At 64.3% G+C, this 15,697-nt stretch carries 18 protein-coding genes and 3 tRNA genes; 10 read left to right on the top strand and 11 right to left on the bottom strand.

The window, feature by feature from the left end:
• Positions 1-42: 42 nt before the first annotated feature.
• The 5 genes from AX729_RS38070 to AX729_RS38050 all read right to left on the bottom strand — a co-directional run bounded on the left by AX729_RS38070 (position 43) and on the right by AX729_RS38050 (position 4,043).
• Positions 43-1,275, bottom strand: a complete 1,233-nt coding sequence (locus tag AX729_RS38070; protein WP_061030104.1) for a branched-chain amino acid ABC transporter substrate-binding protein — start codon at positions 1,273-1,275, stop codon at positions 43-45.
• Between the two features lie 177 nt (positions 1,276-1,452).
• Positions 1,453-2,781: a TetR/AcrR family transcriptional regulator gene (locus tag AX729_RS38065; RefSeq protein WP_156457447.1), complete on the bottom strand. Its 1,329-nt coding sequence runs from the start codon at positions 2,779-2,781 to the stop codon at positions 1,453-1,455.
• Positions 2,782-3,178: 397 nt separating this feature from the next.
• A tRNA-Gly gene (locus AX729_RS38060) sits at positions 3,179-3,252 on the bottom strand.
• 339 nt (positions 3,253-3,591) lie between these two features.
• The gene (locus tag AX729_RS38055) at positions 3,592-3,795 is read right to left on the bottom strand and encodes a hypothetical protein (RefSeq protein WP_061030102.1); all 204 of its coding nucleotides are present in this window, start codon (positions 3,793-3,795) and stop codon (positions 3,592-3,594) included.
• Positions 3,796-3,821: 26 nt separating this feature from the next.
• Positions 3,822-4,043: a hypothetical protein gene (locus tag AX729_RS38050; RefSeq protein ID WP_156457446.1), complete on the bottom strand. Its 222-nt coding sequence runs from the start codon at positions 4,041-4,043 to the stop codon at positions 3,822-3,824.
• Positions 4,044-4,200: 157 nt separating this feature from the next.
• Here AX729_RS38050 and AX729_RS38045 point away from each other — a divergent pair, with 157 nt between their 5' ends.
• Entirely contained in the window at positions 4,201-4,581 is a 381-nt protein-coding gene (locus AX729_RS38045) for a YciI family protein (protein WP_061030100.1), read from the top strand.
• Positions 4,582-4,590: 9 nt separating this feature from the next.
• Here the strand turns inward: AX729_RS38045 and AX729_RS38040 are convergent, their stop codons facing one another.
• On the bottom strand, positions 4,591-5,187 hold the full coding sequence (locus tag AX729_RS38040; RefSeq protein WP_061030098.1) for a TMEM175 family protein: 597 nt from the start codon (positions 5,185-5,187) through the stop codon (positions 4,591-4,593).
• Between the two features lie 128 nt (positions 5,188-5,315).
• On the opposite strand from AX729_RS38040, the gene AX729_RS38035 reads away from it, so the two are divergent.
• From AX729_RS38035 to AX729_RS38025, 3 genes are all read left to right on the top strand, one after another.
• A complete protein-coding gene (locus tag AX729_RS38035; protein WP_061030096.1) occupies positions 5,316-7,373 on the top strand; it encodes an ATP-dependent helicase in 2,058 nt (685 codons plus the stop codon).
• Positions 7,374-7,429: 56 nt separating this feature from the next.
• The gene (locus AX729_RS38030; RefSeq protein WP_061030094.1) at positions 7,430-8,410 is read left to right on the top strand and encodes an NADPH:quinone oxidoreductase family protein; all 981 of its coding nucleotides are present in this window, start codon (positions 7,430-7,432) and stop codon (positions 8,408-8,410) included.
• A gap of 95 nt (positions 8,411-8,505) precedes the next feature.
• Positions 8,506-9,537, top strand: a complete 1,032-nt coding sequence (locus AX729_RS38025) for an LLM class flavin-dependent oxidoreductase (RefSeq protein WP_061030091.1) — start codon at positions 8,506-8,508, stop codon at positions 9,535-9,537.
• Positions 9,538-9,551: 14 nt separating this feature from the next.
• On the opposite strand, the gene rlmB is transcribed toward AX729_RS38025, so the two are convergent.
• Positions 9,552-10,394, bottom strand: a complete 843-nt coding sequence (gene rlmB, locus AX729_RS38020; RefSeq protein WP_061030089.1) for a 23S rRNA (guanosine(2251)-2'-O)-methyltransferase RlmB — start codon at positions 10,392-10,394, stop codon at positions 9,552-9,554.
• Between the two features lie 206 nt (positions 10,395-10,600).
• Between rlmB and AX729_RS38015 the strand changes: the two genes are divergently transcribed.
• Positions 10,601-10,686: transfer RNA gene (locus tag AX729_RS38015), tRNA-Tyr, on the top strand.
• A gap of 186 nt (positions 10,687-10,872) precedes the next feature.
• Here AX729_RS38015 and AX729_RS38010 read toward each other — a convergent pair.
• Together AX729_RS38010 and AX729_RS38005 are read right to left on the bottom strand one after the other, a co-directional pair.
• Positions 10,873-11,394, bottom strand: a complete 522-nt coding sequence (locus AX729_RS38010) for a hypothetical protein (protein WP_061030087.1) — start codon at positions 11,392-11,394, stop codon at positions 10,873-10,875.
• Positions 11,395-11,437: 43 nt separating this feature from the next.
• On the bottom strand, positions 11,438-11,923 hold the full coding sequence (locus tag AX729_RS38005; protein WP_061030085.1) for a hypothetical protein: 486 nt from the start codon (positions 11,921-11,923) through the stop codon (positions 11,438-11,440).
• Positions 11,924-12,204: 281 nt separating this feature from the next.
• Here AX729_RS38005 and AX729_RS38000 point away from each other — a divergent pair, with 281 nt between their 5' ends.
• A complete protein-coding gene (locus AX729_RS38000; protein WP_061030082.1) occupies positions 12,205-12,678 on the top strand; it encodes a hypothetical protein in 474 nt (157 codons plus the stop codon).
• 179 nt (positions 12,679-12,857) lie between these two features.
• Positions 12,858-12,932 (top strand) — tRNA-Thr (locus AX729_RS37995).
• A gap of 41 nt (positions 12,933-12,973) precedes the next feature.
• Here the strand turns inward: AX729_RS37995 and AX729_RS37990 are convergent.
• The gene (locus AX729_RS37990) at positions 12,974-13,687 is read right to left on the bottom strand and encodes a class I SAM-dependent methyltransferase (protein WP_061030155.1); all 714 of its coding nucleotides are present in this window, start codon (positions 13,685-13,687) and stop codon (positions 12,974-12,976) included.
• Positions 13,688-13,866: 179 nt separating this feature from the next.
• Between AX729_RS37990 and AX729_RS37985 the strand changes: the two genes are divergently transcribed.
• The 3 genes from AX729_RS37985 (at position 13,867) to AX729_RS37975 (ending at position 15,265) form a co-directional block, all read left to right on the top strand.
• Complete coding sequence (locus AX729_RS37985; RefSeq protein ID WP_061030153.1) at positions 13,867-14,067, top strand: hypothetical protein; 201 nt, start codon at positions 13,867-13,869, stop codon at positions 14,065-14,067.
• Positions 14,068-14,336: 269 nt separating this feature from the next.
• Complete coding sequence (locus AX729_RS37980; RefSeq protein ID WP_061030080.1) at positions 14,337-14,711, top strand: hypothetical protein; 375 nt, start codon at positions 14,337-14,339, stop codon at positions 14,709-14,711.
• Between the two features lie 299 nt (positions 14,712-15,010).
• A complete protein-coding gene (locus AX729_RS37975; RefSeq protein ID WP_061030077.1) occupies positions 15,011-15,265 on the top strand; it encodes a hypothetical protein in 255 nt (84 codons plus the stop codon).
• Positions 15,266-15,293: 28 nt separating this feature from the next.
• Here the strand turns inward: AX729_RS37975 and AX729_RS37970 are convergent, their stop codons facing one another.
• Positions 15,294-15,536 carry a DUF6719 family protein gene (locus tag AX729_RS37970; protein ID WP_061030075.1) on the bottom strand — a complete coding sequence of 81 codons (243 nt, stop codon included), beginning with the start codon at positions 15,534-15,536 and terminating at the stop codon, positions 15,294-15,296.
• Positions 15,537-15,697 lie beyond the last annotated feature (161 nt).

Below are 15,697 nucleotides of genomic sequence, written 5' to 3'. Positions count from 1 at the left end.
GTCCCGCGGCCCGTCGGCCGCGGGACGGCGCAGCTTAACAGCTTACGGCCGGGTCATCTTGCAGGTGGTAGGAACCGTGGTCTTGGAGGTATCGATCTTGGAGACCAGGTGCCATCCCCAGCCGGTGCCTTCCTCGTCGAACGGCTCGTTTGCAGCAAGCTTGCCGAACGAGGAGATATAGATCGGCTGGAAGAACTGGTGATCATCCTTGCGCATGAAGCCCTCTCCACCATCGAGCACCTCGAATTTGAGGTCCTCGAGGGCTGCCGCGACCTTCACGGGGTCGAGCGAGTTGGCCTTCTCGGCGGCGGCCTTGAACATGCGCATCTCGTTGACCGCGCGCGGATACCATAGCGACATGTTGACCTTGGCACGGAACGCCTTCTCGAACTCCATCGCCGGCTGGTGCCCCGAATTGGCAAAACCCTCCGTGATCTGGAACACCTGGTGGTCGAGACCGGTCTGCTTGATCGCGGTCGGACCGCCTGCGCCGCCAGCGTAATAGGTGTACCAATTGACCTTCAGGCCGGCGTCCGCGGCTGCCTTGAGCAGCAGTGCGATGTCCTGGCCCCAATTGCCGGTCACGACGCTGTCGGCGCCTGAAGCCTTGATCTTGGCGATGTAGGGCGAGAAGTCGGTGATCTTCAGCAACGGATGCAGTTCATCGCCGACGATCTGGATGTCTGGCCGCTTGGCGCCCAGCATCTTGCGCGCATCGGCGCGCACCGACTGACCGAAGGAGTAATCCTGGTTGATCAAGTAGACCTTCTTGATCGCGGGGACGTCCTTCATATAGCTGGTGAGCGCTTCCATCTTGATGTCCGAGCTGGCATCCCAGCGGAAATGCCAGTAGCTGCATTTTTCATTGGTCAGGCTCGGATCGACCGCGGCATAGTTGAAGTAAAGGACCTCCTTGCCGGGATTGCGCGTGTTGTTCTTGGTGACGAAATCCGAGAGCGCGGCGGCCACCGACGAGCCGTTGCCTTGCGTGATGTAGCGGGCGCCGGCGTCGATCGCCTTCTGCGCCTGCACCAGGCTTTCCTGCGGGTTGGTCTTGTTGTCGAGGGGCAGGATCTCGATCTTGCGGCCCAGGATGCCGCCCTTGGCGTTGATCTCGTCGGCCAGGTATTGGAAAGTCTTCAAGCCGCCTTCGCCGACGCTGGCGCCGCCGCCAGAGAGCGGATCGATGTAGCCGATCTTGATGGTCTCCTGCGCGAATGCCGCTCCTCCGAATACCGTCAGCGCTGCCGCCGCAGCCATTACGAGCTTGTGCATCTCGGCTCTCTCCCTTTTTGTTGGTTCTTGTTCCTTGGCGATCGAGCTGCCTCACAGCCTCGGTCGCGCCATCTCTGCTATCCCAAATATTGAATACTGTGTAAAGTTTTTGGCGCAAGCCTCAGTTGCGTCTTTCGCACGTGGATCGTCTGCCCTTGCCGAATACTGAAATTCGGGTCAACTTTTGGCTGCCTTCCCCAGCTTATATCGAGCTGCCCGATCCGGCCTCGGATCGGTCGCCTTAGACTGGGCGACCCGCGGCTTGAGCCCCGCGAGGAACAGCCGCGAAAAATGATCGGCGATCTGAATTGGGGACCAGTCCCGCACATCCCTGAACCAGATCGGGTACCAATGGCTCATGCCAGTCAAAACACGTTCCGCGAAGTGCGTGTCAACCTTCCGGAAGAGCCCCTCGTCGATCCAACGCTGATGGTTGTTCTGGTCCTGCCCGATCGTTGCGAGCACCTGTTTGACAAAGTGCTTTCGGTCAGCGTCGTTGAGATAGTTGATGTTGTGATAGGTCGCCTTTGGGCCGCATGGGGTGTCGTGCAGCATCAACAGCAGACGAACTCTTTGAACCATATGATCGAACGCTCCGAGCCCCTGGTCTTGCAGATGTTCCCGAATGCCGATCTCGCCGACGAGCCCTCTCTGCAGGCAGGCCAGTAACAGGCTCTCTTTTTCGCTGAAGTGATAGTAGATGCCCGCACGGGTCATGCCAGCATCCGCCGCGATGCTCTCGAGAGACGTGCCCAGCGCCCCCCTTCGATTGAAACTGTCCGAGGCAATTGAGAGCATCCTGTCCAGCTTCGCGGCGCGTTTGTTCAAGTTCGAGCGAGCCTCGAGAAACGGCGCGAGGCTCGGCGGTTCAGGCATGTCCGGTAAAGCAAGCTCGCGCCGATAGACTCCATGCGTGATGATGTCATCGATTGCATCAACCGCCTGTTGGCGCGTGTAGTAGTCGCGCTCGGAGAACCAGAACGGAACCCAGTCCAGGATGGAGATGAGCGCCACCGCCGTCAGGAGCGGCTCGTCGCAAGCGATCGAACCGTCGGCCACGCCTCGCCCCAAAATCTCCGCCAGCAGCGCAGCATTCTGCCAGCGCCTGGCGTGCACGTCATTGCTGTAAGGTGCGGCGAGCGCATCGATGTCGGAAAACAGGATCATACGCTGACCTTCAGGCCGCAGCCGGGCGCGTATGATGCGCCTGACGACCTCGAGGCCATCGATACCGGGTTCGGCCGCCGTCTCGATTTCGTCCCTGTAGATCGCAAGGCCCCGCCGGTAGCAGTGAAAGATCAGGTCCTCCTTGTCGCGGAAGTAATGGTACAGCGCACCCGGCACCGATCGAACGGACGCTGCAACCTGCTCCATCGTCACATTCGCATAGCTATGGCGGGCAAATAGCCTCGAAGCTGACGCGAGGATTTCTTCAGCTCGGTCCGACGGGAAGGCGGCAATCTGCAAGCTCGAATATCCTTCCTGATCGTGGATCGGTTCGTCCACGAGCGATGTCCAGTAGCCCACGTCGGGTATATTGTTACAACCAGATGAGGAGCTCGGCCAGTATCGTCCGACAACCGTCTCGGCCGGGGCGGCATCGCAAATCGGGTGACAGTGGATTGCCGGCGACGCGCCTTGGCCGCGACGCAGATCGAAAGCCGTCTATCCTTTCGGTACGATGCGTCCGATACCAACGGCCCGCAGCGCTAAAGCCGGCGCTCCAGATTGCAGTGCTGCTCGGCCGTACCATCAACATCCGTCTCACTCGCGGCATTCCCACCGAGCGCGATCGAACCAGCAGCTAATATGGCGCGAAGAGGTCTTTGATGCAGTGAACCGCGCACCGCGGCCGGAAAAAAGCAGGACGTATGAAGTAGCCGGGACGCAATCGGGCTTTTATTGGAGCGGGTGAAGGGAATCGAACCCTCGTATTCAGCTTGGAAGGCTGCTGCTCTACCATTGAGCTACACCCGCGTAAGTCGCTCCCTAACACGGCCGGACGGCGGTCTCAACTGCCGCGACGACGCCTTTTCGGCAGCTTGCCAGCCTCGCGGATAAGACCCGGTTCCGGCCGATCCCGCTCCCCTTAACAGCCGCAGCAATGCCGCCTATATTGGAATCTCCCGAAACCAACGAAAGGAGGTGATCCAGTGTCTTTTACCAAGCGCTGTCACCTCGCTGGGATCGCCCGCTGAGCTTTGAATAGAGGCTTGGCATCGGGGCGCTCTCAGCCCTGGACCAGCGAGCAAGAAATCGGGCGCGACGGGGGTCTCCCCCGCCGCGCCTTTCTTTTGCGGGTTTCTTGAAGCCGGGTCAGCCGGCGCGAAGCCGTTCGCGCAGCGCGACGGCGGCGATCAGCATGCCGACACACCAGGCGACGACTGCGTGGTGCGGCGTCCCACCGGGCAGCACCGTGAAGAGGCTGGTCAAAAGGCAAAGCGCGATGGCCTTGCGCATCCGGCTTATCAACGCCAGCAGCAACGGCATTGCGGCGATCGATATTTGCAGGGCGTTCATTTGAACGACCGGCGCGTCGAGAGGCTTCAGAAGCCGCAGACGTTGGGCGCGCGCGGCCGTTTGCCGCGCCGGCTCTCGACGATTCGCTCGCCGCCGTTCTCGGCCGAGCTGCCGTAATAGCGGTGATGGCCGGCCTGATCGTGCAAGTCAGCCGGCCCCGACTGTCCCGCCCGCCGCGCGTCGCAGATGATCTTGATGGTGTGACCCGACATTGCCGCCTCCAGCAAAAGCTTGTTGTTATGGTCCATCAGTCGCGACCCGCTCCGGCGGCGTTCACACGGCAGGATCGCAATCGGGTTTCAGAACGGTTTCGCCGTTCGCCGGGCACGCAATATTTGCGTCGGAATTGTCGGGACGGGCTGCGGTGCTACGTCCTTGGGACCTGTGCAAAAAAGAGAGGTGACGATGCTCTACGCAATCCTGGCCTACCATGTGGAAGACGAAATCCTGTCCTGGACGCCGGAGCAGGACGCCGCAGTCGTGGCCAAAGTCATCGAGGTTCAGGCGCCTCTCCGGGAAAGCGGACAGTTTGGACCGGCGGCCCGCCTGGATGAGACCCGAAAGGCCCGCACCTTGCGTGGTCCCGGCGCGGGAATGGTGCTGGACGGGCCGTTTGCCGAAACCAAGGAACAGCTCCTGGGCTTCCACCTGATGCAATGCGAAACCGAGGATGAGGCGATCGCGGCGGCGCGGAAGCTGCGTGCGGTGAATCCGACGGCGGTCTACGAAATCCGCCCGGTCAAGCTTTACGTGCCGGCCGATGGGTTCGGCGCGACACAGGGGTGAGCTGGCGCCCTACGCGCCCGGCCCGCTCCGCGCACGATAGAAGCGCTGGATCAGGAGTCCCCCGAAGGCGAGGAACCACAGGAAGGGCGCGGCGTGCGGCGCGAAGGCCGCCACGATCGTGCCCGGAATGAACACGAGCAGCGGAAACAGCGAGGCCATGATCTCATGGCTCCAGCCCCCCAATATCCTCCACCATAGCCAGGCGTTGAGGCCGGCGATCGCGCTCAGATGCAGGCCATAGAGCACCGCGACCGCGCTGCTCAGGGGATAATTGGTGTAGAGGCCGTTGGTGACAGGCAGCAGCACGATCGAGAGCAGGAAGAACAAATTGAGCATCACCGCACCGCGGCTGCCCACCGGCTGGCGCGCCAGCCGCCGATGATGGCTGATCCAGAATACGCCGGCAATGATGAAGCTGAGCGCGAAGCCGATCAGCTTGCCGGAATAGACCCGGGCCAGATCGTTCCAGTCGGGCGCGCCGGTAAACACAGCCGCCTTCGGCAGGTCGTAGGCCAACAGCGTCATGGCGACGCCAAAGATGGTATTGCTGAGCGACTCCAGCCGCCGCATCTCGAACTGCTCGGGCTTGAATTTGGGATCGGTCATGCCGGCTGTGCGCTTTTCGGGCTGGAACCTTGGGCCTTCTTTTCCCTAGGTGTTAAATCGAGTTGCGTCCAGCCGCATTGCGATTCGCGCGGCAATGGCCGACTCTCGCCCTTTCACCGGGGCGATTCGTGGCAACCTATCTGGACACGCTCAATGCGGAGCAGCGCCGCGCCGTCGAGCATGGCGTGGCGGACGGTGCGACCGTGGGTGCCCCCCTGCTCGTCATCGCCGGAGCCGGCTCGGGCAAGACCAACACGCTCGCCCACCGCGTCGCGCATCTGATCGTCGCAGGCGCCGATCCGCGCCGCATCCTGCTGATGACGTTCTCCCGCCGCGCGGCGGCGGAGATGGCCGGCCGGGTCGAGCGCATCGCCCGAAAGGTGCTGGGCGAGAACAACGCCGCGATCATGCGCGATGCGCTCAGCTGGGCCGGCACCTTCCACGGCATCGGCGCGCGGCTCCTGCGCGAATATGCCGAGCGGATCGGCGTCGATCCCGCCTTCACCATCCACGACCGCGAGGATTCTGCCGACCTGATGAATCTGGTGCGGCACGAGCGCGGATTGTCCAAGACCGAGAGTCGCTTCCCTGCCAAGGGCACCTGCCTGTCGATCTATTCCCGCTGCGTCAACGCCGAGATGGAGATCGAGAAAGTGTTGGGGGTGCACTATCCCTGGTGCAGCGGCTGGGCCACCGAGCTCAAGGGCCTGTTCGCGGCTTACGTCGAGGCCAAGCAGGCCCAGCACGTGCTCGATTACGACGACCTGCTGCTCTACTGGTCGCAGATGATGAGCGATGCGCCGATCGCCGAGGAGATCGGCGGCCGCTTCGATCACGTGCTGGTCGACGAATACCAGGACACCAACCGCCTGCAATCCTCGATCCTGCTGGCGCTCAAGCCCGACGGGCGCGGCCTCACCGTGGTCGGCGACGACGCGCAATCGATCTATTCGTTCCGCGCCGCCACCGTGCGCAACATCCTGGAGTTTCCGCAAAGCTTCTCGCCGCGCGCCGAGATGATCACCCTCGACCGCAATTACCGCTCGACGCAAGCGGTGCTGGCGTCGGCGAACGGGGTCATCGGCCTCGCGCGCGAGCGCTTCACGAAAAATCTCTGGACCGACCGTACCTCCGGGCAGAAGCCGCAGCTCGTCACCGTGCACGACGAGGCCGACCAGGCGCGCTACATCGTCGAAGCGGTGCTGGCGAACCGGGAACAAGGCGCGCTGCTCAAGCACCAGGCGGTGCTGTTCCGGACCTCCTCGCATTCCGGCCCGCTGGAGATCGAGCTGACCCGCCGCAACATCCCGTTCGTGAAGTTCGGCGGACTGAAATTCCTCGACGCAGCTCACGTCAAGGACGTGCTGGCGCTGCTGCGCTTTGCCGAAAATCCGCGCGACCGCGTCGCCGGCTTCCGCATCCTGCACCTGCTGCCGGGCATCGGGCCCGCGACCGCCCAGCGCGTGCTCGACCAGATGGCCGAGAGCACCGATCCGCTTGCCGCGCTCGGGCAGATGCCGGTGCCGCCACGCAGCGGTGCCGACTGGACCGACTTCGTCCGCACGGTCGCAAATCTGCGCTATACGGAATGGCCCGTCGACCTCGAGCGCGTGCGGCTCTGGTACGAGCCGCATCTGGATCGCATCCACGAGGATTCGGAAACGCGCCGCGCCGATCTGATGCAGCTCGAGCAGATCGCGAGCGGCTATGCCTCGCGCGAAAAATTCCTGACCGAGCTCACGCTCGATCCGCCGGATGCGACCAGCGACAAGTCCGGACCGCCTTTGCGCGACGAGGACTATCTGATCCTCTCCACCATCCACTCCGCCAAGGGCCAGGAGTGGAAATCGGTGTTCGTGCTCAACGTCGTCGACGGCTGCATGCCCTCCGACCTCGGCGCCGGCACGACCGCGGAACTCGAGGAGGAACGCCGCCTGCTCTATGTCGCGATGACGCGCGCCAAGGACGATCTGCACCTCGTCGTGCCGCAGCGCTTCTTCGTGCACGGTCAGGCGGCCAAGGGCGACCGCCACGTCTACGCCTCGCGCACCCGCTTCATCCCGGAATCCCTGGTCTATCTGTTCGAACGCACCGCCTGGCCGAAGGCCGGCGCAGGCGCGGCCCGCACCGCGGCGCACGGGCCGAAGATCGACATCGGGGCAAAGATGCGCGGGATGTGGCGATAGACACAAGAGGCTGGTGTCGAGATTTGCCAAGATGTCAGGAGCAATAGAGGTCCGACATGAAAGCCGTCGTCGTCGAGCAATACGCGCCAATCGATCAGATCGGGTTGAAGGACATTCCGTCGCCGCCCATCGAGCCCGGACGGCTGCGCATCCGGGTGGAGGCGGCCGGGATCGGCTTCGTCGACGGCTTGAAGATTCAAGGGCTCTATCAGACCAAGGATCCCCTTCCCTTCATTCCCGGAACGGAGTTCGCGGGAATCGTGGAGGACACCTCGGGCGCATCGGGCGGCTATCGACCCGGCATGCGCGTGATGGGCATGACGCGGTCGGGCGCGCTCGCCGAAGAGATCGTCGTTGATCCCGCCGCGCTCCACCCCCTGCCGGATGGCGTTTCGGCCGAGCTCGCGGCCTCGTTTCGCGCAAATTACCTGACCGCGCTCTACGCGCTGAGCGCCCGCGCCATATTGTGCGCAGGCGAGCAGCTGCTCGTGCTGGGCGCCGCCGGCGGCACCGGGACCGCGGCCGTGCAGATCGGCAAGCTGCTGGGCGCCCGCGTGATCGCGGCGGCCTCGACACCGGACAAGCGCGAGTTCGCGCAGCAACACGGTGCCGACGCGGTGATCGACTATACGCAGCCCGGCTGGCGCGACACGCTCAAGGAATTGACGGGCGGACACGGCGCCGACGTGATCTTCGATCCCGTCGGCGGCGAGATCTCGTTGCAGGCTTTTCGCTCCATCGCCTGGCGCGGACGCCATCTCGTGGTCGGCTTTGCCGCAGGCGCCATCCCCGCGCTGCCGTTCAATCTGCCGCTGCTGAAGGGCGGCGCCCTGCTCGGCGTCGACCTCGCGCAGATTCCCGTGCGCGAGCCCGACGTGCAGAAGCGCCTGATGTCGCAGCTGATCGGCTGGCTCGCCGACGGCAAGCTGAAGCCGGCAGTCGGCCGCGTCTTCGCGCTGGAGGATTTTCGCGAGGCGTTCAGGACGATGCAGACGCGCGCCGCGGTCGGCAAGATGGTCGTGCGGATCGCACCATAGGACTCACAAACGGAAACCGAGCTTTTCCGAAAGCCGGCTTGCCGCGCGGCAGCGGTCCATTAGATCTGGCCGATCATCCCACAGAGACCTGATCGATGACCGCACCGCTTCAATTCGGACTGGATACCTTTGGCGACGTCACAAGGGACGCCGCGGGCGACCTGCTCCCGCATGCGCAGGTGATCCGCAACGTCGTGGACGAAGCCGTGCTGGCCGACGAACTCGGCCTCGACTTCATCGGCCTCGGCGAACACCACCGCTCTGACTTTGCGATCTCCTCGCCGGAGACCGTTCTGGCCGCGATCGCGTCGCGCACGAAACGCATCCATCTCGGCTCGGCCGTGACGGTGCTCTCTTCGGACGATCCGATCCGCGTCTTCCAGCGCTTTGCTACCCTCGATGCACTCTCGGGCGGGCGCGCCGAGGTGATCCTCGGCCGCGGCTCGTTCACGGAATCCTTTCCGCTGTTCGGCTTCGACCTGCGCAAATACGAGGAGTTGTTCGAGGAGAAGCTCGACCTGTTCGCGGCGCTGCTCTCGCAGGAGCCATTGACATGGGAAGGGAAACTGCGCCCGGCGCTGAAAGCCCAGCTGGTCTATCCGCCGGTCGAGAACGGCCGGCTCAAGACCTGGATCGGCGTCGGCGGCAGTCCGCAATCGGTGGTTCGCGCCGCGCATTACGATCTGCCCTTGATGCTAGCGATCATCGGCGGCGATCCGAAGCGGTTTGCGCCCTACGTCGATCTCTATCACCGCGCCTTCAAGGAGTTCGGCCGCCCGGCCCAGCCGATCGGCGTGCATTCGCCCGGCTATGTCGCCGAGACCGACGAACAGGCCCGCGAAGAGCTGTGGCCCGACTACAAGGCCATGCGCGACCGCATCGGCAAGGAGCGCGGCTGGCCTCCGATGGGCCGCGACGAGTTCGTCAGCGAGGCCGAGCACGGCTCGCTCTATGTCGGCTCGCCGGAAACTGTCGCACGCAAGATCGCCGCGACCGCGAAAGCCCTCGGCATTTCGCGGTTTCAGCTGAAGTACTCGGCCGGCCCCCTGCCGCATGAGAAGCTGATGCGAAGCATCGAGCTTTATGGACGCAAGGTGGTGCCGATGGTGCGGGAGTTGATCGGGTAAAGCCCGCCTTCGCTCTACGACGCCGGACGCGGCTTCATCAGGCCGAGCCGGCTTGCGCCGACATAGAGTGACAGCACGGCGGCGTTGGAGACGTTCAGGCTCTTGATCTCGCCGGGCATGTCGAGCCGCGCCACGACGCTGCAGGTCTCGCGGGTCAGTTGCCGCAGTCCCTTGCCTTCGGCGCCGAGCACCAGCGCCAGCGGCGCGCGCAGCGCCACGTCCGAGAGGTCCTCGCTACCTTCGCTGTCGAGGCCGACCGTCTGGAAGCCGCGCTCGTTCAGCGCGGTGAGCGCACGGGCGAGATTCTGCACGGTGATGAGCGGCACCAGTTCGAGCGCACCGGAAGCTGCCTTCGCGAGCACGCCGGTGGCTTCCGGACTGTGACGCGCGGTGGTGACGATCGCCTTCACGGCGAAGGCCGCAGCCGAGCGCAGGATCGCGCCCACATTGTGCGGATCGGTGATCTGGTCGAGCACCAGCACCATGCCGTCCTGCTCCAAGGTCTCGATGTCGGGCGACGGCAGAGGATCGGCTTCCGCAAGCAGGCCCTGATGCACGGCGTCCGGCGACAGCAGGCGGTCGATCTCCTGGGGCCGGACGATCTCGGGCACGACGGGGGATGCGATGTTCTCATCCGCAAGGCGCCTTGCGGCGTTCTCGGTCAGCGTCAGCTTGCGGATCCGCCGCGCGGGGTTGGCGAGCGCCATGGTGACCGTGTGCCAGCCATAGAGGATGACAGGCCCGTCGGAGTGCGAATCGCGCTCGCGCCAGGCCGGACGGCCGGACGATTTTCCCGTTCTTTTGAAGGGCTTACCCCCCCCGCGGGAACCTTTCGGTACGAATTTTCGATCCTTCATGGGCTCGCTTGTGTCACGGGTCCCGGAATATGGCAATTTGGGTGCGAGCCGGGGCCATTTTAGCTGCTTGCCTCGGTTGACTTTGCCCCTCCGCTTCGCCCATAAACGCGCCCGGTCGCGCCCCGATCCGGGTTGTCGCGGCCTTCACGTTCCATGGCCGTCTTCGGTCGCCGGCAAGGCCCGGCCCGATTGTGCTGCCGTCGAGCGGGGGAGTGTCCCGAGTGGCAAAGGGAGCTGACTGTAAATCAGCCGCCTCATGGCTTCGCAGGTTCGAGTCCTGCCTCCCCCACCAGCCTTCGCTCGCTTCGCGAGCTTCGGCTCGGCAAGCCAGCTCAGAACATCACCACGCGAAGCGAGCGAAGGCTGCCTCGCCGTAGCCGACAGGCGTTGGCGGGCGACCACACGATCCTCACAGCAAAAGCAAAACGCCCGTCCGCATCACGCGAACGGGCGCCTCGTTGGTTGAACCGATCAGAGATCAGTAATGGCGGCGAAGCACGCGGTGACCGCCGTGATAGTGCGGCGCGTGACGATGGGCATAGCCGTAACGATGCGCATAGCCGTAGCGCGGGCCATGGCCGTAATGCACACGCGGCAGATAGCCGTAGCGCGGACCGTAGCCGTAGCGATACGGACGGTAGTAGGGGCGCTGATAGGGAGCCACGGCGGCCCGATAGCCGTAGCCGTGGGCGCGATAGCCGTAGCCGTAATTTGCGGGCGCAACGACCGCGTCCTCACGATAGGTCGGATACGGCGCGAAGGCGCCCGGGCCGGTGTAGGTCGGCCCCTGGTTGACGTAATAGTACTGCGTGGTCGGTTCGGCGAGACGCTCGTAGGCGCCATAGCCGTAACCGTAGCCATAGCCGCCACAGCCGGTGTTGCAGCCGGAGTAGACGGGTGCGACAGGCGCGCACGTGGTGAAGCCGCAGGCCGCGGCGGGCGCGGTGGCGGCGAACATCGCGGCAGCCGCCACGACCAGTCCCGAAATCATCTGACGCATTACTCTCTCCTGTTGATTTCCGTTTTTTGGATTTTCACGTTGCTCAACCCGGCGGCCTGCCGGGTATCTCTGTGCGCGGCCGCGGTCGCGGAGGCCGCGGACGCTCGTTGATCTCGGGCGCGTAGATCACCGCCGGCGGATCGACCGGCGCGTCCATCTGCGGCGGCAGCGGCGCGGACGACGCGCCCCAACTCTGGTGGTAGCTCTCGGCGGGCTTCGGCAATTTGCGGTTCGCGGGCGGCTCAACCTCGAGCCGGCCGTAGCCGGGCCGCAGGCCGAGCGTCGGATAGTAGTGGCCGACATGGTCCGGCTGCCGATCGGCGATATAGCGTCCGCCATAGATCGTTGGCTGCACCTGCTGGTTCTTACCCAGACCCCAGACACCTTCGACCACGCTGTAGGATGCGTCGATGTTATTGATGATGATCGGCACCCCCGGGCGGCCGGGAACGACGATATCGAAGCCCTCGCCGGCAAACGCCGTCGCAGGCAGTCCGATCAGAAAGGCGGCGAGCGCCACGGCGCGCATGAGGAGTCCCCGATTGTCCGGCGACAACCTAACCGATCGCGACTCAGAGAGGGTTAAGGCCTGCTCACCAAATTCCGGTAAGCCTAATGCGTAGGGATTGCGCGCCGCTCAAATGCTGCAAGGCGAACTAGCGAAGCGTTAACGGCGCGGACTTCCTCGCCGGAACATCGCCGTGCGCTCACATCCGTTTGACTGCTCAGCGGCGAGGTTCCCTCGATTGCATCGGAACGTCCGGTGTCGCCAGCGTTTAGCCCCCGTCAACAAAGTGGGAGCGAACAACCATGAACATCAAGCTTCTCGGGGCAACGGCGATTGCAGCGACCATGCTGGCAGGCTCCGCCATGGCGCAGGCCGTGATCACCAATCCCGGCCGCTGCGCGGCGCAATTCCCCAACGCCAACTGCCAGAATCTCGGCCCCGGAAACCCCTACACCGATAGCGGATATCGTCAGCGCCGCGCGGCCTATGGTCAAACCAATGGCGACTGGAACAACGACTGGAACCGGAGCCGCACCGGCTTCTGGCCGACCGACGTCGCAGCCGGCGTCGCCGGCGCCGCGATCGGCACCGCTGGCGCGATTGCCGCCGCTCCATTCCGCGCCTGGGACAATTCCTACGCCTATGACAATTCGTGGGATCGCGGCTGGGACAATCGTGGCTGGGACACCCGCACCTACGCCCAGCGCAACGGCTTCGTCTGTACGCCCGGCACCTGGTTCAAGGGCGAAGACGGCCGCCGGCACATCTGCCAGTAAGGCAGAGAGCCGAACGCGCACGTCAGGCGGCTCGCATCAGGCGGTCTTCGGACCGCCTGATTTTATGTTTGCGACCACGATTTGCGGGTTCTGGCACTTTCCAGCCAAGTCTGGTATTGCCGCGCGCATGGGCGGACAGGCCCCGGTGCAGGCCGGGCCTCGCCCCGCACCCCAGCGTCGCCGGCTTAGCTCAGCGGTAGAGCAGCGGTTTTGTAAACCGAAGGTCGGGGGTTCAATCCCCTCAGCCGGCACCAGCTCTGACGCGCAGGTTTAGTTCGAAGCCTCCAGGGTGCTGCTATTCCGAGACGCGATCGGGCATTGCATTCGGCAATTGGTCCAGCTGCCAGAGCCCGAGGCTTTTGTCGCGCCAACCGCCATCGCCCTCCTCGCAGCGCTCGTTGACCAGCGCGAGCGGCGCCGGCCAGTCGAACGGTGGCTTCTCCATGTTCAGCGCGCGCCAGTCGCCGTCCTCGCAATCCCGATTGTCCTCCCATTCCGGAAAGGTGGTGACGAGCAGGAAGCGCGCGCCGCTCATCCGAAATTGCGTGAGTGCGCGATCGATGTTCGCAAAGCTCAGATGCACCAGACAGTCCCGGCAGAGAATGATGTCGGCACGCGGCAATGCATCGCGCGTGATGTCGGCGACGAGAAAACGGACCGACGCGTTGCCGCCTGCCATGCGCCGGCGGTTGGCGTCGATCAGCGACGGTACGATGTCGATGCCGGTGTAATCGACATCGAGCTTCAAACGGCCGATCCATCCGGCATCGCCGCACGGCGCATCGAGCAGCGAGCGCGCGCCGAGCCGTTGCAGCAGCGCAGGTAGCGCTTCCCGGATTGCGGCTGTCGCGGGGTCCTCCGAGCCGAGGCCCGACACGGAGGTCGCCGCGCCCCACAAATTCGTGCGCTCGATGCGCTCGAAGCGGGCGGCAAGATCGAGGCCCGCGAAGTTCTCGCGGTCGGCGAGGAAGCGCTCGTGGGCGAGCACCGGCGGACGACGGGAGATCATCGGACGAGCCTCAAGCCTGGTCGCGAGCCAGTGTACAGGCGATGCCTCGCGGCCGTCATCGGCGCGCGTCATCTGATCCGATCATCAGCTTCAGGGCCCCTGGAGATGAGGCCGGATCGGAACCAAAGACGCGGGTCGTTCGTTCTCGAACCATGCGGATCAAGGAAGAAAACCGAAACATGTTTCTGCTGACGGCGGTGACGCTGTGCTGCGGCGCCGTGGCCGGCACGCTGACGCTGTTCGAACCTGTCGTTGGTCCCACAGCTGGACCGCCGCGGGACAAGCCGGCAACGGAGCGGGTGGCGATGGGCGACACCGCGCAGGCGGTTCGGGTGGTCGGCGCGCCGTTTGAGCCGAACGTCAATCCGCGCGAGCGGTAACGCTCACTTCGGAGAGGTCTCGGTGCCCTCCCCGGGCCGGGCATGCGTCCGCACCAATTCTTCCACAAACGCGATCACCTCGGCCCGCTTTTCGGGCGGCAGCGACAGGAATGCGCGAACGAGCCTCAGGCCCTCCACCTCGTCCGACCCTTCTGATCCGGCAATCATCTGCTGAGTGTCAGGCGGCCGGGAAAAATATGCAATCCCCTTGCGAAGCTTCTTGATTCGATCCGGCCGCTTTGCTGGAATGAGCGCGGCTGAGGTGGATCATGAAATGGATCAGGGAGCGCGACGCACTGATCGCGCAGACAATGGCCTTCGTCCAATCGGTGACCGGCAGGAGGGATGATGCCGTTCAGCCGGATGCGCCCGCGCCTGGCCTGGGAGGCGCAGTGGAGATCGTCGCCCTGGAGGCAGTCGCGGCCGAGATCGAACCGCCGCAAGCCCCCCTTCCGCCTCCGCCCGCACCTCTCCCGCCACCGCGCGCAAGAGGTGATTTCCGCACCGAGATGCAGGCCCGCATCGCCGATTTCCGCAGGCATCAGGAGCGCTTCGAGCGCGAGCGTGAGGAATATTGTGCGGCAACCCTGACCAAATTGCGTGCTGCCATCCGTGATGCGTCCGGCCCGCCGGCCAAGAAATAAGGCCGCCTGCTCAACGGCTTACAGCCAGGACCACACCAGCCAGAGATTGGCCGCGCAGGCGCCGAACAGCGCCAGCGTGAGCGGCAGGAGCATGTGCCCGCAGGAGGTATTCAGGTCGCTCGTCATGCCCCAAAACATCTGCTGATTCCGGCCAGAGAGTCCCAGGGATTCTTTTTTTGCGGATTCAGGACTCGTTAAGGACTCAGGGCCCGATACCTCGATCACGGCGCCGTGATCATCTGGAGGCCGGAACTCCCTGCCCCGCAAACTCGTTAACTGGCTTTCCTGGAGTGGGAAGAATGCCCTACGCCCTGTTCTGCAACGACGCCCAGATCAGCAAGGCCTATCCGAGCGAGTCGGACGTCTGGAAGCTCGCGCAGCGGAGTGGCCTCGTCGTGGATGCGATTGCGGACGACGGGCAGCCGGGACCGCGCCGGGTGCTCGACAACGGCTACGAGATCGCGCCGTGCCAGGCGGCCCAGGGCGAGGACCCCGCCAGGAACAAGGCCGAGGCCGACCAGCAGTCGAGGATGGAGCTCGAGCTGAATTCTTGAGCGCCGGCCCGAAATCGAAGCGCGGAGATCAGGGCGTGGCGGCCGCAAGCGAGGCCTGCTCGCCCGGCATGGCCACGCAGGCCTTGCGGCGGTGCAGCCCGCGGATGGCACCGGTGACCTTCATCACCTTGCCCGAGGGACAGGATGCGTCCTTGACGAAGGCGACCTCATAGGGTGCCAGCATCAGAGGCTCGGATCTCAGGATTGTCTGTGCAGAGCATGGCAGGCCGAAGAAGCACGAGAGCACCACTGCCGACACCAAGATACGCATGTCCGTTGTCCCACCAGCCCGGTAATTCTCATATAACGCGTTCCGGAGCGCGAGTTCCGTAAATCGCAAAAATTATTTTTGCTTTACCCCGGCCCCATGACGCCCGTGAGAAGGCGCGCCAATGACCGTGTGCAAGCAAATGACGCGCCAAATGGTTCACG

Origin of the sequence: Bradyrhizobium sp. CCH5-F6, from assembly GCF_001556045.1 — a bacterium.
In the GTDB taxonomy this organism is placed as follows: Bacteria; Pseudomonadota; Alphaproteobacteria; order Rhizobiales; family Xanthobacteraceae; genus Bradyrhizobium.
Note: the sequence above shows the minus strand (reverse complement) of the source record. Positions and strands in the feature narration are given on the sequence as shown.